Source organism: Chania multitudinisentens RB-25, assembly GCF_000520015.2.
Classification (GTDB): domain Bacteria; phylum Pseudomonadota; class Gammaproteobacteria; order Enterobacterales; family Enterobacteriaceae; genus Chania; species Chania multitudinisentens.
Map to the genome: position 1 here is coordinate 3,889,719 of NZ_CP007044.2, position 20,330 is coordinate 3,910,048.

Genomic DNA, 20,330 nt, shown 5'->3' on the forward strand with positions numbered 1-20,330 from the left:
TTCCAAAAGTAGGTGTAATAGCCAAGAACGCGCGGCAGGCGCACAGGTAAAAATTTTGTGAACCAATCTCACTTAACAAGTGAACGGCCCCTACTTGTATATACATATACATATGCCAACATCAACAGTAAACTGATGTTATTATTTTTTTATTTGACGAGGTTAACATCGTGGTAGATCAACAAACCCTATTGCAATTGGCCACAGCCATGAGCGATACCCCCGCGCCGATCTATCAACGGGTCAAACAGGCGATAATCAGCCAAATCCGGGCGGGCCACTGGCAACCACACCAACGCGTTCCTTCTGAAAGTGAATTGGTGAACGAACTTGGCGTCAGCCGCATGACCATCAACCGCGCATTGCGCGAACTGACCAGTGAAGGTTTTCTGATCCGCATGCAGGGTGTTGGTACTTTTGTGGCGGAGGCTAAAGCGCACACCGCCTTGTTAGAGGTACACAACATTGCGGATGAGATTGCGGCACGCGGTCACCGTCACAGCAGCAAAATCCTGGAATTGCAGGCACGCCCGGCAAACGACGAAGAAGCCACTGCGCTGGGTATTCAGCCAGGTCAACGCTTGTTCTATTCGCAGATCGTTCATTATGAAAACGATATTCCGGTACAAATAGAAGACCGTTGTGTTAATCCGCTGGTGGCGCCGGATTACATGCAGCAGGATTTCGACCGTGTCACACCTTATATTTATCTGATGCAGGCGGCCCCACTCACCGCAGGGGAGCACATCGTAGAAGCCGTTGTCCCCACTCGGCGCGAACGTGAGTTGCTGCAATTGGAAGATCATGAACCAGGTCTGTTGATCCACCGCCGTACCTGGTCAGGCAAAACGGTGGTGACGTCTGCACGTTTGCTGTATCCAGGCAGCCGCTACCAATTATTTGGCCGTTTTACCAACCAGGTTTGAATCCCTACGGGGCAAACCCAGCCCCGCTGAGTGCGTTATCACATTCCTATAACAAATTTCCGTCCCTTCTCTTGTGACATCCCGATGAATGCGTTAGTTTGATTTCAATTGTATATACAACCATGTGGGAGCAGAAAATACTATGACGTCTGAGATCCACTGCGACAGCCTGTGGCACGGCGCTGATATCGTCACCATGCGCGACGGCAAATATCACGTCATCAGCAATGGCGCGATTGCCGTGCGCGACGGCAAAATTGTCTGGATAGGCGAACAGGCCTCCATGCCGGTAATGGCAGCGGCAAAAACCATGCAATTCGACGGTGGGATCGTTACGCCCGGCCTGATCGACTGCCACACCCATTTAGTGTTTGGTGGCAACCGCAGCGGCGAGTTCGAACAACGTTTGAACGGCGTGAGCTACGCGGAGATCGCCGCGCAAGGCGGGGGCATTATCTCCACGGTCAAAGCAACGCGTGACGCTGAAGAAACACAGCTACTAGAGCAGGCTCTGTTCCGCCTGCGGCCACTGCTGGCGGAAGGCGTGACCTGCGTAGAGATCAAATCCGGCTATGGCTTAACGCCGCAAAGTGAGTTGAAAATGCTGCGCGTGGCGCGTCAGCTCGGCGAGCAATTACCGGTTGAAGTGAAAACCACCTGTTTGGCGGCGCATGCGCTACCACCGGAATACGCCGGGCGAGCCGACGATTATATCGATCTGGTTTGCCAGACCATCATCCCAGAAGCGGCGGCGGCAGGTTTGGCTGATGCCGTGGATGCCTTCTGCGAACATCTGGCCTTCTCTCCGGCCCAGGTGGAACGGGTATTTAAGGCCGCAGAAAAAGCGGGTCTGCCGGTCAAACTGCACGCCGAACAACTTTCTGCCCTGAGTGGCAGTGCGCTGGCGGCGCGCTATCACGCTCTTTCTGCCGATCATCTTGAATACGCCACCGCAGAAGATGCCGCCGCCATGGCCGCCTCTGGCACCGTGGCCGTACTGCTGCCGGGTGCTTACTATCTGCTGCGTGAAACCCAATGCCCGCCGGTCGATCTGTTCCGTAAACATGGCGTCACGATGGCGATCGCCAGCGATGCTAACCCAGGCACATCGCCAGCGCTGTCGTTGCGTTTAATGATCAATATGGCCTGTACGCTGTTCCGCCTGACGCCTGAAGAAGCACTGGCTGGCGTGACGCTGCACGCAGCCAAAGCGCTGGGGCTACAGGCAAGCCATGGCTCACTGGAAACCGGCAAAGTGGCCGATTTTGTTCACTGGCCGTTGGCACGCCCGGCTGAGCTGGCTTACTGGTTAGGCGGCCAACTGCCCTGTACGGTGATTTTCCGAGGAGAAGTACGCCAATGATGATTCGTGATCCCTTTGAGTTCCACAGCGGCAATCTGCCGTTGTTAATCAGCATTCCCCATGCCGGTACCCAACTGACTCCGGCGGTTGAACGCGGTTTGACCGATGATGCACGACCGTTGCCGGATACCGACTGGCATATACCACAGTTGTACGATTTTGCCCGTAAGATGGGCGCCAGCATTTTGGTCGGCAACTATTCGCGCTTTGTGATCGATCTTAACCGCCCCGCAGACGATAAACCGCTCTATACCACCGCTACCACGGGTTTATTCCCAGATGTGCTGTTCGATGGTCGCCCGAGTTTCCTGCCAGACTTGGCTCCCAACGATGTGGAACGTGCGGGTTACTTGCAAACGCTTTGGCAGCCTTATCACCAACAATTGCAGAATGAGCTGGCGCGGCTGAAGACCCGGCACGGCTATGCACTGCTGTTTGATGCACATTCCATTGCCTCAGTGATACCGCGCCTGTTTGACGGCAAACTGCCGGATCTCAATCTAGGCACCAACGGCGGCGGCAGTTGCGCCACCGCCTTGAGCGATCGGCTGGTCGCGTGTTGTGAACAACAGCAGCAATTTACTCACGTGCTCAACGGGCGTTTCAAGGGCGGTTACATCACCCGCGCTTATGGCCAGCCGCAAGAAAATCAACATGCGGTACAGTTGGAACTGGCGCAGATCAATTACATGTCAGAACAATATCCGTTCACGTTTGATACCGTGCGCGCCGCACCGCTGCAAAAATTGTTGCAACAAATGATTGAGAATATGCTGGCCTGGGGTGAGCAACGGGTCTAGGCAACGCCCTGGCAGCCGAGCCGCACCCGCGGTACTCGGCTGTTTAACATCGTTCAGCACGGTTTGGCAGACAATCCTCAGTGCTTCGGCTTTACCAACAACAAGGCATTGAACAGGTGTTGTTTATCGCCCTCACTGAGATTGAGCTGGTTTAGTTCTTTAACGAATGCACCACGCTCCTCTGCCGTGATCGGCCCACTTTCTAACCTCTGCGCAAGCTGTTGCAGAATTTCGCTGCTTAACTTAGCGATCTGCAAACGTACTTCTGTCAGTGGCCGAAGTTGCCACCCTATCTCTGGTTGAGCCAACCAATCCGCACGGTAACGATATTGAATGGCCTTGGCAGCCTCCATTTGCGCAATAATAAATGGCCGTACTGAATCAGGTTCCAGGCCCAATTTATTGGCCTCTGCCTGAGCACTAAGCAGAACCTTGGCTTCTTGCGCAAGATCTTCCACGGGCAAATGCTGCGCCGCCTTATAGCCCGCCACATCTTTCATCATTGCCAAACGCTGATTCACCGTTTGAGAAAGTGCGGTCACGCTCTGCGCAAATGCCGGAAAATAAATAAGACAACCCACCACCAATAAAACTTGATACATAAAAACGCTCCGTTGTTTCATTTAACACAACCTGTCACATCCACAGTATTCATTAATATAACCAACCGACTCCATAATCTGAAAATTTGTTTCCTTGTAAAGCTATTCATAAAGAATAACCTTATTTTTTTCCTCTCAACTGCATGATTCTTTTATCGGTTGTTGCTCCGTTTAAGCATTCTCTGTTGAGATTTAATACCGACAATTTAAATTTCCCCCATGCAGCCTGTACTCTCACAATAATCAGGTTGACTATAGAGGAAATTCAGGAGTTACAACTATGCAAATGTCCCTTATGGAATACATCACAAAATATTTCAATGGCGATATCTACCGCTATGCACAATATGAAGGTGTCAGCCGTGAGCAAATCCTTAAATGGATAAATAACGAGTGCTATATCATCAAAGGACGATTAGTGATGCCAGTTAAACATTTGCCTGTCAAAGAAATCCTCTAACAGAACGATAGCGCACAGCTAAAACGGGGTTTATCCGTGTTTAACACTACGAAAAATCGGAAATTATCGCCCATAGCTATACCGTAGCCTCAGCTATAAACTCGATTCCTCTGTGGTGCACCGATATCAACCCCGTCGCTCCATTGCTCACAATAGTGGGAATAGAAATACAAACCCTGTAGAGTTCGGCCTTATTGATCAAATCAGTGCTTAGCAGGTGTATTAGTTGTTCATTACTCACCGCTAACCTGTGCGCATTGCCCGCCAGCAGATCAGCGAACCGGCCGTGACCATAGCCACTCCCTGCCAAAAATTAACGGTTAATGAAGTGCTGAGAACTATCGCAGCAAATACCGCTGACAGGACCGGGGTAAAATAGGAAACCGTGGCCAGCAACGTCATGTTGCCATGCAGTATTCCCACATTCCATGCTGCATAACCGGCTCCCATGGCGATACCGGCAGACAGTAACGCTACGGTAACCGGCCAAGTGAAATGCATAGCGCTTTCATGGCTGAACGGATATTTCAGCCACAGTGCCAACGCGGTTAGAGTAATAAACAGCACCACCGCGTTTTTCCCCTGTGCGATTTTCTTGGTGACGTTGCAATAAACAGCCCAAATCACCGCTCCGCTGAAGGCCAGCGCATAACTCAGGGGATTGCTACGCACATTCGCCAGCATTTGCGCCGGAGACCATCCCCCATCGCCACTCATGATCCAGCCAATGCCAAACAGCGACAGCAGTAACCCTAGGATCACCCACCATTTGGCTTTCTGACCATTAAACAGAATCGCCATCAGTACGGTAAAACAGGGCCACAGATAATTGATCATCCCCACTTCAATGGCCTGCATACGATTACTGGCATAACCCAACGACAGCGAAAGACAAATTTCATAAGCCACAAACAACAGGCTGCCAATTATCAAATAAGAGCGGGGAAAATTGCGCAGCTTAGGTATGCCCATGACCACCAACAAAAACAGCGCCCCCACGCTGTAGATCATCGCTGCGCCGCCTACTGGTCCCAAGCCTTCACTCACGCTGCGGATCAGGCCGACGACGCTGCTCCACAATACCAGAGCCAGCAGGCCAAACAGGGTCGCTTTATGGGAGACGGACAACACAGGCATCAGGAGAAGATCCAATCATCTGTTTTCAAAGGATTCACTCTACTGGCCTGAAAGGCAAAAAGAAAGGCGGGGATCACCCCGCCTTAAAGATTAGGGCTGCGGCTGCCGTTCAAACTGTGGCGGCGGCTGGCGGAAACGACGTGTGAGATACACCAGGTAGGCAAACCCCAGCGCCGCCCAGATTAGCCCCATAGTAAGTGAGCTTTTTTCCAGGTTCAGCCACAAAACACCGACCGTCAAGGCACCTACCAACGGCAGAAACAGAAAGTGAAAGCGATCCTTCCAGGTTTTGTTGCGCCCCTGGCGAATGAAGAAATGGCTGATCACCGAAAGGTTGACGAAGGTAAACGCCACCAGCGCCCCAAAGTTGATCAAGGCGGTTGCTGTGACCAGATCAAACGATATCGCAGACAGAGCCACCAACCCCACCATGAGTACATTGAGTGCAGGTGTTCGCCATTTTGGATGTACATAGCCAAAGAATCTTTCTGGGAACACATTATCGCGCCCCATCACATACAGCAGCCGTGAAACGCTGGCATGGGAAGCCAGGCCAGAAGCCAGCGTATTGATGAACGTCGTGCAAAGGAAAATCGCCTGGAACAGTTTCCCGCCCACGTACAGCGCAATTTCCGGCAATGCCGCATCCGGCTCTTTGAAACGCCCGATATTGGGAAAAAATAGCTGAATAAAAAATGACACACTGATAAAAATCACCCCACCGTACAAAGCGGTGAGAAAGATAGCGCGTGGGATCACCCTGGCAGCATCCGGCGTCTCTTCACTCAGCGTGGTGACGGCGTCAAAACCGAGAAATGAAAAACAGAGAATAGTCGCTCCGGTAATAATCGGGAGCAAATGGGCATTTTCACTGACAAAAGGTTGCAAGCTCCACACCGTGCCAACCCCTTCTCCTTTCCCCAACCCCTGAATCACCAGAAAGATAAACACGACGATAATTGTCACCTGAGCCAGCACAAACAAGGTGTTGAAGTTGGCAACCACATTGACGCTTTTCAGGTTGATGGTGGTCATGATAATGACAAAACCCACCACCCATATCCACGGAGGAACTTCAGGGAACAGCGCTGTCAGGTAAATCTTCGCCAATAATGCGTTAATCATCGGCAAAAACAGGTAGTCCAGCAACGATGACCAGCCAACCAGAAACCCTACATGCGGGTTAATCGCCTTCTGCGCATAAGTATAAGCAGAACCCGAGGTAGGAAACTGGCGCACCAGTTTGCCATAGCTGAGCGCGGTAAACAGTACTCCCGCCAGCGCAAACAGATAGGAAGCCGGAACATGGCCATCCGTCACACCGGAAACAATGCCGAAAGTGTCAAACACGGTCATCGGTGTCAAATAGGCCAGACCCATCATAACCACTTGCCACAGTTTTAATGTTTTACGCAGTTGCGGTTTACCCGCGCCATTACAGTCGATGGCACTTATTGTCATGGGATTTTCCTCACCAGCGCCCTGTACGCCAAGTTGGAAGAAAGTCGTCACCGCTGCGCACAGCTTCGCCGAGCCACAGGTAGCCCATGGAAATACGTCAGGCGAGCGATGGGATCATGCTGAACGCATCAGGCGTTTTTCAACATCCATTCGATTTCGGTTTCTGTGATCAACCGTTCAAACTGCACCAGTTCATCGGTTTTGCAGGCCAGATAAACGTAGCTGAATCGCTCTCCCAGCAGCGCATTCAGTACCGGCTGGTGTTCGAATTCATACAGTGCGTCGCTCTGGCGGATCGGGAATGGCAAACCTTCCTGTTCCAACCCGTTCCCCGTTACCGGCTCAGGCAACGGTAGAACGGTTTCAAGGCCATACGCTATCCCAGCCAGAATTGCCGCCATTACCAGATAAGGGTTAGCATCCGCCCCCGCCACGCGGTATTCCACACGATGATTATCGCGATCGCCACAAGGAATGCGGAGTGCCACAGTACGGTTATTGTGGCCCCATGAGGCCTGCGTCGGTACATACATACCAGGCTGAAAGCGGCGATAGGCATTCACATTAGGTGCCAGTAATGCCATAGAAGCCGGCATCAACGCAATCATGCCCGCCAATGCCTGTTGCAACAGCGCCGAGTCCTCCCCTTCGTCGTCGGCAAATACGTTATTACCTTTATTATCCAGCATGCTGATGTGCACATGCATCCCACTGCCAGCATGTTCTTCGTAAGGTTTAGCCATAAAAGTAGCATGCATGTTGTGCTTCTCTGCCACCATGCGCACCAAACGTTTCAGCGCCAAAGCATGATCACAGGCCGCCAGGACATCGTTGGTGTGGTGCAGGTTAACTTCAAACTGACCCGGTGACGCTTCCGCCACTGCTCCGTCTGCCGGTATTCCCTGCAAACGTGCCAGTTCATCAATCTCACTCAGCACATCGGCAAAGTGATTGAGGTTATCTACCGAATAGACTTGGCTTTGCGTATTACGTTCCTGAGTTCCTGGCGCACAAGGCGGTTGCAGATAACCTTCAGAATCGCGTTGACGATCAATCAGATAGAACTCCAACTCTACCGCTACCACGGGGAATAACCCGCGCTGACGCAAACGCTGCCACACTCGGTTCAGCACATTGCGCGGTTCAACGTCAAAGGGAGTACCATCTTCATCCAGCATGGTGAGCAAAACTTGCCCGATAAATTCTGGATCGGCGGCTGACGGCGTCAGAGTTCCGGCTACGGGTATACAAATGTGATCCGGCTCGCCTAACTCTTGCCCCAATCCGGCTTCTTCCACCACATTACCGAGAATATCCATCGCAAACACCGAGGCCGGGAAATAGCAGCCTTTCTCCAATTTGCTCAAGCCGCTGACCGGGATGCGTTTACCCCGGAAGCTGCCGTTGAGATCGGTCAGTAATACATCGATATATTGGGTTAACGGATAACGTTCCAGATACTTGTTCACCTCGCGCTGGAACGTGTTACTTCGCCTTTCTTCATTGTGTTGCACAAAATTTTCCACTTCTACGATGTTGGTTTGCATGATTCACCCGCCGTTATGTTTTGTCTGTGGTTTTCATTTATGCCTACCGCCGCGCAAGCTACCGGGCGATGACTTTCGATGTTTATTGACCGTTATGCTCAATATAATGTCCATTATTGAAACATAGATGCAACAAAATTGTTTTGCAAGTGTTAGTTTTGGTTTGAATATTGTCCATTCGACTGCTAGATTTAGTTAATATTGAACAGATAAAGGCTATATAGTGGTTTGTCGGTCATAATTTCGAACACACCAAGGGGACCTCATGGACAATATATTTAACAGACCAATCATTGGCATAGTGATGTGCAGGTATAGGTTAAACCAACACCTCACCCAGACCTTGCAAGAAAAGTACCTGAATGCGGTTGTGGCCGCTGGCGGGTTACCTGTTGCCCTGCCACACGCGCTGGCAGAACCGGAAATACTGGAAGAATTGCTTCCCCATCTTGACGGCATCCTGTTGCCGGGCAGCCCCAGTAATGTGCAGCCGCACCTTTATGGTGAAAACGGCGATGAGCCTGATGCCGATCCAGGGCGAGATGAATTGAGCCTGGCGCTGATGCGTCTGGTGCTCAACAGGCGCATTCCCCTTTTCGCCATTTGCCGCGGTATGCAGGAAATGGTGGTCGCCACTCAAGGCACACTGCATCGCCGTCTCTATGAACTGCCCGAGTTACTTGAACACCGGGAAGATCACGATCTGCCGCTGGAGCAGCAATACGCTCCCGCTCATGAAGTGAACGTGCAAGATGGCGGGCTTCTTTCCCAACTGTTGCCGGATTGCAACAAATTCTGGGTCAATTCACTGCACGGCCAAGGGGCCAAAACGCTTGGTTCGAGCGTACGCCTTGAAGCTCAGGCCGCCGATGGGCTGGTAGAGGCCATCAGTCTCTACGATCACCCATTCGCGCTCGGCGTGCAGTGGCATCCTGAATGGAATAGTGACGAGTATGCGCTCTCCCGCCTGCTGTTTGATGGGTTCATCACCGCTTGTAAAAATTATCAAAAGGAAAAACGCCTATGAGCGATGTCAGCTTGGCACCGGGGAAACGTCTGTCGCAGATCCGCCAACAACTCGGGTTGTCGCAGCGCCGGGCAGCCGAACTGTCTGGATTAACACACAGCGCTATCAGCACCATTGAACAAGACAAAGTCAGCCCTGCCATCAGTACGTTGCAAAAGTTGCTGACGGTGTATGGGTTGTCACTGTCGGCTTTTTTTGCCGAACAGGAAAAACCGGATAAGCCACAGATCATCATCAATCATGAAGACCTGATTGAAATCGGTAGCCAAGGCGTTTCCATGAAACTGATCCATAACGGCGATCCCAACCGTACGCTAGCCATGATGATCGAAACCTATCAACCGGGCACCACCACTGGCGAACGCCTCAAACATCAGGGGGAAGAGATTGGTACTTTGCTGGAAGGTGAAGTCATGTTGCTGGTGAATGGGCAGGCTTATCAGCTGCACGAAGGCCAGAGTTACACCATCAATACCGCTATCCCCCATAGTTTCAGCAACACCTCGGCGCGAGCTTGCCGCATCATCAGTGCCCACACGCCGACAACATTCTGATTAACGGAGCAAGGTATGGATTTCCACCACTTGCCGTACTGGCAACAACGAGCGCAAGCTCTGAAGATTGAAAACCGGTTATTTATCAATGGCCGTTACCAACAGGCAGCCAGTGGCGAAACTTTCGCCGTAGCCGATCCCGCCGCTCAGCGTGAACTGGTGCAAATGGCCCGAGGCAGCCAGGCAGATATCGATCTGGCCGTGCAGGCTGCGCGCGTGGTGTTCGACCGCGGCGACTGGTCACAAGCGGCACCCGGCCAGCGCAAGGCCACGTTACTGAAACTGGCGGTGCTGATGGAAGAACACCATGAACAATTAGCCTTGCTGGAAACGCTGGACACCGGCAAACCCATCCGACATAGCCTGCGTGACGACGTACCAGGAGCCATTCGCTGTATCCGTTGGTACGCGGAAGCGATTGATAAAGTTTATGGCGAAATCGCACCAACTGGCGGTGATGCGCTGGCGCTGATCCAGCGGGAACCGATTGGCGTGGTTGGGGCCATTGTGCCCTGGAACTTCCCCTTATTGTTGGCCTGTTGGAAACTGGGCCCAGCGCTGGCGGCCGGTAACAGCGTAGTGCTAAAACCTTCCGAAAAATCACCGCTGACAGCCATTTATCTGGGCGCATTAGCCCAACAAGCCGGGTTGCCAGACGGTGTGCTGAATATCATCCCCGGCTATGGCCATGATGCTGGCAAAGCGCTGGCGCTGCACCAGGACGTTGATGCTCTCACCTTTACCGGCTCCACGCAGGTGGCTAAACAGCTGATGATCTACGCCGGTGAATCCAACATGAAACGTGTTTGGTTAGAAGCCGGTGGCAAGAGTGCCAACATCATCTTTGCTGATTGCCCAGACCTGGATAAAGCCGCCCAGGCCGCCGCGGCCGGTATCTTCTACAACCAAGGCCAGGTTTGCATCGCCGGCACACGTTTGTTGGTGGAAGAAAGTATCCAGCAGGAATTCCTCCAGGCGCTGCGTAAACATGCAGCGGCCTTTATACCCGGTAACCCGCTCGATCCACAAACCACCATGGGTACTTTGATCGATCAAGGGCATTGCGAAAAAGTGGTGAGTTATATCGAGCAAGGCGTGAAACAGGGAGCCACCCTGTTCCTTGATGGGCGCGATCACCCACAGGGCAATCACCAAAGCTATCTTGGCCCAACCATTCTCACCCAGGTAAACAGCACCACAAGCGTGGCACGTGAAGAGATTTTCGGCCCGATACTGGCCGTGGCTACCTTCAATAGTGAACAACAAGCACTGGCTTTAGCCAATGACAGCGAATATGGGCTGGGGGCAGCCGTCTGGACAAGCGATCTCTCCCGCGCACACCGCATGGCCCGCCGCTTGAAAGCAGGCAGCGTATTCGTCAACAACTACAACGACGGTGACATGACCGTGCCTTTCGGTGGTTACAAACAAAGCGGCAACGGGCGCGATAAGTCATTGCATGCGCTGGATAAATTTACTGAACTGAAAACCACTTGGATTTCTCTGGAATAAGGACTGGATCATGACTGAACACGTAAAAAGCTATTATGCAGCAACGGCCAATGCTCATCAGCCTTATCCGCAATTGAACGAAGCTATCGAATGTGACGTTTGTATCATCGGCGGCGGTTATACCGGCCTGTCTTCAGCCCTGTTTCTGGTCGAAGCCGGTTATGATGTGGTGTTACTGGAATCTGCACGTATCGGTTTTGGCGCCAGCGGCCGCAACGGTGGCCAATTGGTCAATTCTTACAGCCGTGATATTGATGTGATTGAGGCACGCTACGGTGCAGAAAGCGCTCGCCTGCTTGGCAGTATGATGTTTGAAGGGGCCGAGATTATTCGCAGCCGTATCAAACACTATGCCATCGACTGTGATTATCGCCCGGGCGGGATCTTTGCCGCACTCAACAACAAACAGTATCACCAGTTGATCGAACAAAAACAGCACTGGGAACGTTACGGCAATACGCAGCTTGAACTGCTGGACGGTGAACGCATTCGCCAAGAAGTCGCCAGCGATCGTTACGTGGGTGCATTGCTTGATCACAGCGGCGGCCACATGCATCCACTCAATCTGGCTCTGGGCGAAGCCGAAGCCATTCGCCAGCAAGGTGGCCGGATTTTCGAACAGTCGGCGGTGACCCATATCCGCCACGGTGAACCTGCGCTGGTGAGCACCGCCAACGGACAAGTGACCGCACGCTATGTCATCGTCGCCGGTAACGCCTATTTAGGGGATAAACTGGAACCACGGCTGGCCAAACGCAGTATGCCGTGTGGCACGCAGGTGGTGACCACCGAACCACTGGCACCGGAAGTCGCTGCCTCCTTGATCCCACAAAACTATTGCGTGGAAGACTGTAATTACCTACTGGATTATTACCGTATCACCGGCGATAACCGTCTGCTTTACGGTGGCGGTGTAGTTTACGGTGCGCGTGATCCCGAGGATATCGACAACCTGATCCGCCCGAAACTGCTGAAAACCTTCCCACAGTTAAAAGGGGTGCGTATTGATTACCGCTGGACGGGCAATTTCCTGTTAACGCTGTCGCGCATGCCACAGTTTGGCCGCTTGGAAAATAACGTTTATTACATGCAGGGCTACAGCGGCCACGGCGTCACCTGTACCCATCTGGCGGGTAAATTGATTGCAGAACTGATGCGTGGTGATGCAGAACGTTTCGACGCCTTTGCTAAATTACCGCACCTGCCATTTTTCGGCGGCCGCAATCTGCAAATCCCGTTCACCGCAATCGGCGCGGCGTACTATACATTGCGCGATCGGATTGGTGTTTGAACAACGTTTGCGCTGGCCCGTAGAATGAGCCTCAGCAATGAGGCTCATTCTTCCAAAGAGTTGGCTACAATCTGCCGAGGGCAGACTTGAACGTGATTTGTAGCGGCCCAGAAAAGGCAAGAAACGGGATGGTTCAGGTTACTCGCCCCCAACTCTTGGCCGATCACTTTTTCTTTGCTTACCCTATTCCCTTTAATTTCGGCAGAATCTGGCCAGGTTCACGATTCCAATCCATCTATTGAACAATAAAGAGCTATCCCCCCTTGAACGGAGTACACTGCCCTCACCCTACATCTACCCGGTGAAAGATATGTCTATCCTCGATGCCCTCAAGATGTTTAGTGATACCTCATCCACCAATGTCACTTGCCCAAAATGCAATAAAGCTTCACCGCAAGATCGCCAGAAGCTGAACAAAAATATCACTATGATTTGCCCCCACTGTGGACATTACTTCCGCAAAGTTGAAGATTAAAAACACTGTTCGTGCATCTTTGCAAAGAGTAGCGCCTTCCCCTTCGGGCTGTCTTTAACCGCTTTCGCTGTCTGCTGAAAGTTAAAAATACGTCGGTATAAACCCGCTGGTGTGATGTCTCCGCCATACATGATGGTGAACCATTGGCAGTATTTTAAACATCTGGCTTTCAGTTAATGACCGGTTAAATTCGTCTTAGAAATTACCATCAGATATCAACATTGTTACTTTGCTTTTTACCTGCAAGTTCCCGCTGCGGCAGGGTTAAAAAAGCGAAGTTATCTCACTCTATTAAATAGCCCTTTATTTTCGCAGTATATCAATGACAGAAGGCGATCTTTGGCGGTGATCCGTTTATAAAGCATTTAGATTTAATGCTTTATTATCAGCTTGATCATCCTGTTAAAACTCACTCATAGGATATTCTCAATGAAAAACAAAGTTTTTATTATAACTCTAACAATTATATTATCGGGCTGTTCTACTCCATGGGAACCAATCGGGAACCCAGCAATGACATTGCAAAATACACAAGATGTGTGTAAAAGCTCATCGCTATCACTGTTTCCAATTAAAAATGAAGTCGCTACCAGAAGCGTAGAAAAACAAATTTCAATAAAATGTAATAATAAGGAGAACTGTGATAAGAGTGGCTATAGATACGAAAAGAAATTAGGCGTTGAAAGTTATTCTCTCGATGTTAATAAACATAGCAGACAAGCAGCATTTTCATCTTGCATGGAAAAAAACGGCTGGAAAAAACCGGGGGTTTATAATTTATTGGATGATATCTTTCCTTAACGATTAATCATAAGCAGGCTTGCCCGCCATCGCGCTAGCGCAACAGCCCCTAATGTACACTTATTTTCATAGCACATCGCAGAGGAGTTTTTGGAGGGAAAAAAGAGACGGTAACTATAAACTCCTATAATCATTTAACAGCAAAATGCCATTGCATGAAACTCTGGATATTTCAGCAAATTAGCGCCGTTTATTCCCTTTACGAATGCCGCAGCCTTCGGTGCCCCTAAAAATTAAATATGACACATGACGACCTGCTGACCATTGCATCCCTATTCGCTAACCTGCCAATAATCCAAGGGTTACGTAAAATTATAAGAAAAAATCAGGTGTACTCTGCTTCCTTCCTGTCTTCTAATTAAGCAATTTTTTCCCGCGTCATTACCATTTTATAGACAGGAGTCGCCATGTTGAATTTCAGGAATGCAAAACGCTTTGTTGTATTGGGTGGAGGGACTGCTGGCTGGTTTGCCGCTATCGCCATGCGCCGGTTATTCAGCCCTAATATCGAAGTGCGGGTGATTGAATCCTCAAAGATTGGCATTGTCGGCGTGGGGGAAGGCGGATTGTTGAATCTGGCCCATGCCTTCGAACGTTACCAAATTCCTGTTGATCGGTTTATGGCAGAAACTGACGCTACCTATAAGTGGGGGTTCTGCTATGAAGGTTGGCGCACTGGCAAAGAGGATGACCGCTATTTCCATCTGTTTGCCGGTGGCGGCAAGGCTGAATGGACCGAATATGGTTTCCTCCCCGGTTTTTCCGCATTAATTGCCCAGCAGCTTCCACTACCTTCCTATATTCGGGGCTTTCAGGCGGTAGCTCACAATGCGCCGCAGCAGGAGGCCAAGCAAATGGTGGCGGAGGGGCGCACAGATATTCAAACCTCCTACCATTTTGACAGCTATAAGACTGCTAACTTCCTGAAGACCATTGCCCTTGAGCGCGGAGTGATACATCAGGATGCTATTGTCGATCGCGTTGAACTGGATGAGGCGGGTAATGCAACGGCACTGATTATCGGTGAAGAGAGCCTGCCCGTTGATTTTGTGATTGATGCCAGCGGTTTCGCCCGCAAGATCGTGGGCAATACGCTTAATGCCGAGTGGGTATCCTTTAAGGAACACCTACTGATGGATAGCGCCATTCCGTTCTATATGCCCCATCCGTTTGAAAACCCGATCCTGGTCACCCGGGCGCTGGCAATGAACGCTGGCTGGATGTGGCAGATACCGTTGGTTGGCCGGGTTGGGGCCGGATACGTTTATAGCAGTAAACATATCAGTGATGAACAGGCGCTGGCAGAGATTGAACAGAAACTGGGTTATAAGATTGAGCCGCATAAAACCCTGAAATTTGACCCTGGTTGTTTCAAAGAAGTGTGGCACGGCAATATCATGGCACTAGGGCTATCCTCCGGCTTTGTTGAGCCGCTGGAAGCCACTTCCATTGGGCAAATGTTGGAACAGTTGCGTAACTTTGAGCGTGTGCTTAGAGCTGGGCAAGGGATCGTATCGGAAAAAAGCATCAAGGAGTTTAATCAGGCCAACCTGCGTTCTTGGGAAGGTATCCGCGACTTCCTGCGAATGCACTATGATTGCCCAAGGCGTGATAACCCATTCTGGTGCGACGTTGCCGCTTCGGCGATGCCGGATGATTACCGCGAGATCAAGCAGTGTTGGCAGGAACGCACCCCACGTATGCTGGATATCGAAAACTATGCGATCAACGGCTGGAGCGGAGTATTCCACGTGATTAACTGGATGTTTGTAGCAGCACCGCTGGGATTAATATCTGAACAGGCGGCGCAGAAAGAAGTGGCAGCCTTGCCGCAGGCCAGCAAAGAAAAGGTCGTGCAATTGTTGCAGGAGTTACCCTCGTTGCTTGGCCCAGACTGGCGCCCTCGCTCTTCATTGAAATAGCGTTGCGTTGTAAAAGGGCGGTAAATAACATGCTGCCCCGTTTGTATACGGAAAGACGGGAGCCAAAGCTCCCGTAATCAATTAGCGCCAAAACATTCTTACACGTGCTTAACGCTAGCGTCGCCAAACTCTGAGCATTTCAGCAAGTTATGACCATTGAAACCTGGTGTGTGGTTGGCTATGTTATATCCAAGCCAATCGACAAGGAAAAGTGATGGATACGGTTGAGGAATTGGGTGGGAGGTATTTTTATGGTGGGAGAGCGAACCTCAGAGCCAGCGAGTTGCTGTTTATGATTTTCTGCGAGAATACAGCTGATCAGTTTGGTATTCAGGATTTCGGGGCTATTGTGGCTATCCTTTCAGGAAGAAACAACTTGGGCACAAGAGGCAAATTCAACAATGCCACCAAAGGCACGTCTTACGCATCCAAAGGAGCAAGGGCTGTATTCAAGAAAACCAAATTCCCCTTTGGCATCTCATTACCTACATGGCTTGACGGCTACACCCCTTGGACTGCTCGCCGTGTCATGGTTCGTAACATTGCGCCATTTGTCGGTCGCTCGATCCCCTTGCTCGGCGTGATTATTCTTGCTTCTGATGTAACCCAAATGACTTACCGCACCCTACGCGACTACAACACCATAGCTCGAGGCGACGATAAATTATGGTAGACGGTATCGAGCAAAGCGTTTATGAACTTGTACGGCCTTATGCTGGCACGTATCTGTTCAACATAAAGAAGGTGGAATTAACGCCTGAAACTGACCTTGATACCGACCTAAGCATTGATGAGCTTGAAGTCGAAGATCTGATGAATGATTTCTTCGAAAAATTCAATGTTGAACGGGGTAATTTCAAGATTGAAACCTACTATCCTAGTGAGCCATTCCCGTGGAATCCATTCAAAAGAACCACTCCTATACCAGTACCTGATTTCACTATAGGAATGCTCATCGAATCCGCCAAAGCTGGCCGCTGGCTCTATGACTGACAAATGGCCGGGGTTTTGAACTGACCCCATAAAGTTGGACGACTAACTCTGAGTCCGATATTGTACCGGGCTCAGAGCGCCAAGTTTCATCTTTATCCTGTCATAATTGTAGTAATGAATATAGCTGTGTATTTCCCTTGTTAAATCAGCTATATCAACAAACTGTTTTCCATGAAAGCACTCTGTTTTCAGTATCCCAAAGAAATTTTCAATTACCGCGTTGTCCAGGCAATTTCCTTTTCGGGACATACTTTGAGTAATTCCATGTTTTTTAAGATTTTCTTGAAATGGTATCATCTGATACTGCCAGCCTTGATCTGAGTGAAGGATCGGCTTTTCACAAGTATTTAGTTTTTCAATGGCTTTGCCAAGCATCTTATCAACCATTTTCAAATTTGGGATATCACCCAATTCATAAGAGATTATTTCACTGTTATATAGGTCAAGAATGGGAGATAAATATAGTTTTTTCCCATTGATATTGAATTCTGTGACATCAGTTACCCATTTCTGGTTGGGAACTGAAGCCTGGGAACAGCGCTGGATATGGTTCGGAACACCTTTTCCATGTACTCCTTTGTAGGATTGGTATTTTTTCCTTCTAACAAATGAAGCGATATTGAGCTCGTGCATCAATCGTTGGATCGTCTTATGATTTATCCAATAGCCTAATTTACGGGCTGTTGCGGTAATTCTACGATACCCATACCTACCTTTATGTTTATGAAATATATCTAAAATAAGCTTCTTTTCTTCCATGTAAGGCTGAGGCCTTTCACTAATTTGTAGTTGATAATAGAACGTACTTCTTGGTAACCCAACCACCCGAAGTAATAAGCGTAGTGCATGATATGGCCTTAATTCATTTACGATTTTTGCTTTTTCTTTTGCATCAATTCGTTTTCTTGCTGAATTAAGGCCTGTAATTTTTTTAGATAAGCATTCTCTGCGCGAAGATATTCCAGTTCTTCCTGTTCGGAATTGAAGGATGGCGATTGTGTGCTTGGCAGTTTGGGGGTGATTTTGATGGTTTTTATCATCGGCGGTCGCTCCTTTCGGTTTCCTCGCAATGCATCTATCCCGCCACTGTTATACAACCTTTCCCACTTTGAAGCAGTAGGTGGAGCAATTTTATACTTAGCAGCAACCTGTCGCGATGATAGATGATTCTCCCACATATCAAGAACAACAGCCTCCTTCGAGGCAGCAGAAAAACGATGATACGACGTCTCAAAACCCTCATGACCATGAGCCTTATAAACCTCAGCCCACTTACGGACAGTACCATGATCGATCTTGAATCTCTTCGCCGTCAAGTCTGCTCCCTCGATTCGTGAAAGGTAGTGCTTAGCGACCTGCACCTTGAATTTTATGGAATATTTTCTTCGCATGAAAATCTGCACCCTGTGGATTTATTGTCCAACTTTAAGGGTGCAGTTCAGTTTTTTCCCGGCTCTCTATTTACTACTCTACCGCATCCATGCACTCGATGTTTCGCGTTGAATACGGGCCAGTATCGTATGTTCGGTGATATGATATATGCGGATTTCGATGTCGCCGTCCGGCAATACTTTTGACTCACCCCACACAATGCCGCGTTTTATTACTATGAACCTAACACAAACGCCTTCCAAATCCCTGGAGAACCAGCTGTAGTGCAAATCCACATTCCCGGGCCACCACTAGTAGCGGATGTATTGATATGAATACTCCCCGCACGATAGAAACCTTTTGTTGGAACCACAGTTCCATATGTCATAGAGGGGGCTGAACGTGCATTATAACACTCCCCTGTAATGCTCCCCTCACCTATAGATATGTTCGTTACATTAACATAACTTATTTGGCGGATGTTACATGAACTAGTGGCATCCAAATTTATAACAGAACGGGTTTGGTTGGAGTTTAGTGTATTTCGCACAAATACATTATCAATCTGCACATCCACACTATTTATTAACTCAATAGCATCACAATCTAACCCTGAAGAAAAATAATCTACGTTAATATTCCTCGCAAACAAGCCACTCAGCATTAAATCACTACTATTTACCGCGGATATTAATCCCTTGCGTGTAAATGTAGTACTAACACCTGAGATATTACCACCCGGCGCATCATATAATTTAATTGCCCAACCGCCAGCAGTAGCTGTTGCACCTGTCGGCGTCTGAAATGATACATCCGTAATCTGATAGTGTTGATAAGCTGCGCTTGGCGTAATCCCACTATTGACGACAGTGATCAAATCACCTGTAGCATACCGAGAGATAACGCCTCGAATACAAGCCCCTTCAGCTAAAGCACCATAATAAAGCATATTAGTACCTACATCGGCGAATAAATTAGTTAATTGAGAGTTTTTGAAGATACCTGTAGTTCGTATGCATATAGCATCATTTGTATAGCCATTACCACCACACTTATGAAATCGCGTATTATCAACTATAAAACCACGGAAATCAGCTGGAGCAGTTGCAGCAGCATAAAAATCCAAAGAAAATCGGCACGCGGTAAATAAGGTATCAGTTACCTTTAGATTAGAACCTATAGCCTCCACACCTTTCAGGAAACCTGCAGCACTACATCCAGTAATGTAAGAGTCAATATCCTTGCTACCATTGGCACGTGCAAAACGAAATCCTATACAAGTACCAGCCTGACCGTAACCATTCACAATATCAGACAGATCAGTCTCATATCCCTGAATCACCATATTTTCGATATAGTTCTCTGGGCCACCTAAATTGAACAGTGTCATATTCGGAGAGCCACACACCAGCTTAGATGCTTTATCATAAAAAGTTAAACCAGTACCTTTCATTTTAATAGAAGTGATGATATTTAGCGTTGTAGCAATACGGTATACACCTGTAGGGAATATCAGCACTCCGCCCTTAGCAGTAACAAAATCAATGGCCCTCTGTATATTCACACTGTCATCTGTTACACCATCCCCCTTCGCACCAAAAGCCTTAACGCTTACCTCTTCGTCAAAGCGTCCTGATATAGTATAGGAACGATAATTAATAGAATTAACATCATTAGCTACTTCCTGAAAAATATCCTCGCTTTTAATATTGCTCACAGATATAGCACCGTTAGCGTTCATATTATCTCGATTGGTAACCACTAAATGATTAAATTATGATAAACATTAAATTGTGAGCTAGAAACGAATATGCTTTGTTTAAACCTTGGCACAACAATAAATAAAAGTTAAGTCAGGATCCCTCCCTGCTTTGAAAATGACTCCTTGAGTTCGTCGTTGGTATCCTCACCGTTCTCTGGTTCGGTCACTGTCGGTTGCTCCAGTTCTATTGTTGTTTCCTCTTCCGGTACCGGTTCGGGTTCAACTACTGGTTCCGGCTCATCGCTTGCTGGCATCTCAACGCGTAGATCAGCCTAACGGCCAACGGGGATGTCGATATAATCAGTGCATTGGTGCAAACACAGAAT

Annotated in this window: 19 protein-coding genes; 13 read left to right on the forward strand and 6 right to left on the reverse strand. The window is 49.1% G+C overall.

Annotation, left to right across the window (positions count from 1 at the left end; all coding sequences use genetic code 11):
- The first annotated feature begins 209 nt into the window (after positions 1-209).
- The 3 genes from hutC (at position 210) to hutG (ending at position 3,089) form a co-directional block, all read left to right on the forward strand.
- Positions 210-926, forward strand: a complete 717-nt coding sequence (gene hutC, locus Z042_RS17020; protein ID WP_417903541.1) for a histidine utilization repressor — start codon at positions 210-212, stop codon at positions 924-926.
- 142 nt (positions 927-1,068) lie between these two features.
- Positions 1,069-2,289 carry an imidazolonepropionase gene (hutI, locus tag Z042_RS17025; protein ID WP_024912970.1) on the forward strand — a complete coding sequence of 407 codons (1,221 nt, stop codon included), beginning with the start codon at positions 1,069-1,071 and terminating at the stop codon, positions 2,287-2,289.
- Positions 2,286-3,089: an N-formylglutamate deformylase gene (hutG, locus tag Z042_RS17030; RefSeq protein WP_024912969.1), complete on the forward strand. Its 804-nt coding sequence runs from the start codon at positions 2,286-2,288 to the stop codon at positions 3,087-3,089. The genes hutI and hutG overlap by 4 nt, the downstream gene beginning before the upstream one ends.
- Before the next feature lie 77 nt (positions 3,090-3,166).
- Here hutG and Z042_RS17035 read toward each other — a convergent pair whose 3' ends face one another.
- Positions 3,167-3,691 carry a chorismate mutase gene (locus Z042_RS17035; RefSeq protein ID WP_024912968.1) on the reverse strand — a complete coding sequence of 175 codons (525 nt, stop codon included), beginning with the start codon at positions 3,689-3,691 and terminating at the stop codon, positions 3,167-3,169.
- Between the two features lie 280 nt (positions 3,692-3,971).
- On the opposite strand from Z042_RS17035, the gene Z042_RS17040 reads away from it, so the two are divergent.
- Entirely contained in the window at positions 3,972-4,151 is a 180-nt protein-coding gene (locus tag Z042_RS17040) for a hypothetical protein (protein WP_024912967.1), read from the forward strand.
- A gap of 243 nt (positions 4,152-4,394) precedes the next feature.
- Here Z042_RS17040 and yddG read toward each other — a convergent pair whose 3' ends face one another.
- The 3 genes from yddG to Z042_RS17055 all read right to left on the reverse strand — a co-directional run bounded on the left by yddG (position 4,395) and on the right by Z042_RS17055 (position 8,296).
- Positions 4,395-5,288, reverse strand: a complete 894-nt coding sequence (gene yddG / locus Z042_RS17045) for an aromatic amino acid DMT transporter YddG (RefSeq protein WP_024912966.1) — start codon at positions 5,286-5,288, stop codon at positions 4,395-4,397.
- A 90-nt stretch (positions 5,289-5,378) separates the two neighbouring features.
- Positions 5,379-6,749, reverse strand: coding sequence for an APC family permease (locus Z042_RS17050; RefSeq protein WP_024912965.1), 1,371 nt, complete (start codon positions 6,747-6,749; stop codon positions 5,379-5,381).
- Positions 6,750-6,877: 128 nt separating this feature from the next.
- Entirely contained in the window at positions 6,878-8,296 is a 1,419-nt protein-coding gene (locus Z042_RS17055) for a glutamine synthetase family protein (RefSeq protein ID WP_024912964.1), read from the reverse strand.
- A gap of 265 nt (positions 8,297-8,561) precedes the next feature.
- Here Z042_RS17055 and puuD point away from each other — a divergent pair, with 265 nt between their 5' ends.
- The 9 genes from puuD to Z042_RS17095 all read left to right on the forward strand — a co-directional run bounded on the left by puuD (position 8,562) and on the right by Z042_RS17095 (position 16,871).
- Positions 8,562-9,323 (forward strand): gamma-glutamyl-gamma-aminobutyrate hydrolase, encoded by a 762-nt coding sequence (gene puuD / locus Z042_RS17060; RefSeq protein ID WP_024912963.1) that lies wholly within the window; start codon positions 8,562-8,564, stop codon positions 9,321-9,323.
- Positions 9,320-9,877, forward strand: a complete 558-nt coding sequence (gene puuR / locus Z042_RS17065) for an HTH-type transcriptional regulator PuuR (RefSeq protein WP_024912962.1) — start codon at positions 9,320-9,322, stop codon at positions 9,875-9,877. The genes puuD and puuR overlap by 4 nt, the downstream gene beginning before the upstream one ends.
- 15 nt (positions 9,878-9,892) lie before the next feature.
- Entirely contained in the window at positions 9,893-11,389 is a 1,497-nt protein-coding gene (puuC, locus tag Z042_RS17070) for an aldehyde dehydrogenase PuuC (protein ID WP_024912961.1), read from the forward strand.
- A gap of 10 nt (positions 11,390-11,399) precedes the next feature.
- Positions 11,400-12,680, forward strand: a complete 1,281-nt coding sequence (locus Z042_RS17075) for an NAD(P)/FAD-dependent oxidoreductase (RefSeq protein ID WP_024912960.1) — start codon at positions 11,400-11,402, stop codon at positions 12,678-12,680.
- 334 nt (positions 12,681-13,014) lie between these two features.
- Entirely contained in the window at positions 13,015-13,155 is a 141-nt protein-coding gene (locus Z042_RS26645; protein WP_236849265.1) for a YnfU family zinc-binding protein, read from the forward strand.
- A 429-nt stretch (positions 13,156-13,584) separates the two neighbouring features.
- On the forward strand, positions 13,585-13,956 hold the full coding sequence (locus Z042_RS17080) for a hypothetical protein (protein ID WP_024912959.1): 372 nt from the start codon (positions 13,585-13,587) through the stop codon (positions 13,954-13,956).
- Between the two features lie 407 nt (positions 13,957-14,363).
- On the forward strand, positions 14,364-15,878 hold the full coding sequence (locus Z042_RS17085) for a tryptophan 7-halogenase (protein ID WP_024912958.1): 1,515 nt from the start codon (positions 14,364-14,366) through the stop codon (positions 15,876-15,878).
- Between the two features lie 214 nt (positions 15,879-16,092).
- Positions 16,093-16,551: an STM2901 family protein gene (locus tag Z042_RS17090; RefSeq protein WP_024912957.1), complete on the forward strand. Its 459-nt coding sequence runs from the start codon at positions 16,093-16,095 to the stop codon at positions 16,549-16,551.
- The gene (locus Z042_RS17095) at positions 16,545-16,871 is read left to right on the forward strand and encodes a DUF1493 family protein (RefSeq protein ID WP_024912956.1); all 327 of its coding nucleotides are present in this window, start codon (positions 16,545-16,547) and stop codon (positions 16,869-16,871) included. The genes Z042_RS17090 and Z042_RS17095 overlap by 7 nt, the downstream gene beginning before the upstream one ends.
- A gap of 42 nt (positions 16,872-16,913) precedes the next feature.
- On the opposite strand, the gene Z042_RS25705 is transcribed toward Z042_RS17095, so the two are convergent.
- Both Z042_RS25705 and Z042_RS17110 read right to left on the reverse strand, forming a co-directional pair.
- A protein-coding gene (locus Z042_RS25705; protein ID WP_154666983.1) for an IS3 family transposase occupies positions 16,914-18,262 on the reverse strand; the annotation gives its coding sequence in 2 pieces (ribosomal slippage) (positions 16,914-17,794 and positions 17,794-18,262; 1,350 coding nt in all).
- Positions 18,263-18,477: 215 nt separating this feature from the next.
- Positions 18,478-19,959, reverse strand: a complete 1,482-nt coding sequence (locus Z042_RS17110; protein WP_162149751.1) for a glycosyl hydrolase family 28-related protein — start codon at positions 19,957-19,959, stop codon at positions 18,478-18,480.
- Positions 19,960-20,330: the final 371 nt, after the last annotated feature.

Excerpts from the sequence above, each read along its gene's own strand:
- Z042_RS17085 (WP_024912958.1), top strand. The coding sequence starts at position 14,364 with ATGTTGAATTTCAGGAATGCAAAACGCTTTGTTGTATTGGGTGGAGGG.
- Z042_RS17080 (WP_024912959.1), top strand. The coding sequence starts at position 13,585 with ATGAAAAACAAAGTTTTTATTATAACTCTAACAATTATATTATCGGGC.
- puuR (WP_024912962.1), top strand. The coding sequence starts at position 9,320 with ATGAGCGATGTCAGCTTGGCACCGGGGAAACGTCTGTCGCAGATCCGC.
- Z042_RS26645 (WP_236849265.1), top strand. The coding sequence starts at position 13,015 with ATGTTTAGTGATACCTCATCCACCAATGTCACTTGCCCAAAATGCAAT.
- Z042_RS17095 (WP_024912956.1), top strand. The coding sequence starts at position 16,545 with ATGGTAGACGGTATCGAGCAAAGCGTTTATGAACTTGTACGGCCTTAT.
- puuD (WP_024912963.1), top strand. The coding sequence starts at position 8,562 with ATGGACAATATATTTAACAGACCAATCATTGGCATAGTGATGTGCAGG.
- hutI (WP_024912970.1), top strand. The coding sequence starts at position 1,069 with ATGACGTCTGAGATCCACTGCGACAGCCTGTGGCACGGCGCTGATATC.
- yddG (WP_024912966.1), bottom strand. The coding sequence starts at position 5,288 with ATGCCTGTGTTGTCCGTCTCCCATAAAGCGACCCTGTTTGGCCTGCTG.
- Z042_RS17050 (WP_024912965.1), bottom strand. The coding sequence starts at position 6,749 with ATGACAATAAGTGCCATCGACTGTAATGGCGCGGGTAAACCGCAACTG.
- hutC (WP_417903541.1), top strand. The coding sequence starts at position 210 with ATGAGCGATACCCCCGCGCCGATCTATCAACGGGTCAAACAGGCGATA.
- Z042_RS17055 (WP_024912964.1), bottom strand. The coding sequence starts at position 8,296 with ATGCAAACCAACATCGTAGAAGTGGAAAATTTTGTGCAACACAATGAA.
- Z042_RS17040 (WP_024912967.1), top strand. The coding sequence starts at position 3,972 with ATGCAAATGTCCCTTATGGAATACATCACAAAATATTTCAATGGCGAT.
- Z042_RS17090 (WP_024912957.1), top strand. The coding sequence starts at position 16,093 with ATGGATACGGTTGAGGAATTGGGTGGGAGGTATTTTTATGGTGGGAGA.
- Z042_RS17075 (WP_024912960.1), top strand. The coding sequence starts at position 11,400 with ATGACTGAACACGTAAAAAGCTATTATGCAGCAACGGCCAATGCTCAT.
- hutG (WP_024912969.1), top strand. The coding sequence starts at position 2,286 with ATGATGATTCGTGATCCCTTTGAGTTCCACAGCGGCAATCTGCCGTTG.
- puuC (WP_024912961.1), top strand. The coding sequence starts at position 9,893 with ATGGATTTCCACCACTTGCCGTACTGGCAACAACGAGCGCAAGCTCTG.
- Z042_RS17035 (WP_024912968.1), bottom strand. The coding sequence starts at position 3,691 with ATGTATCAAGTTTTATTGGTGGTGGGTTGTCTTATTTATTTTCCGGCA.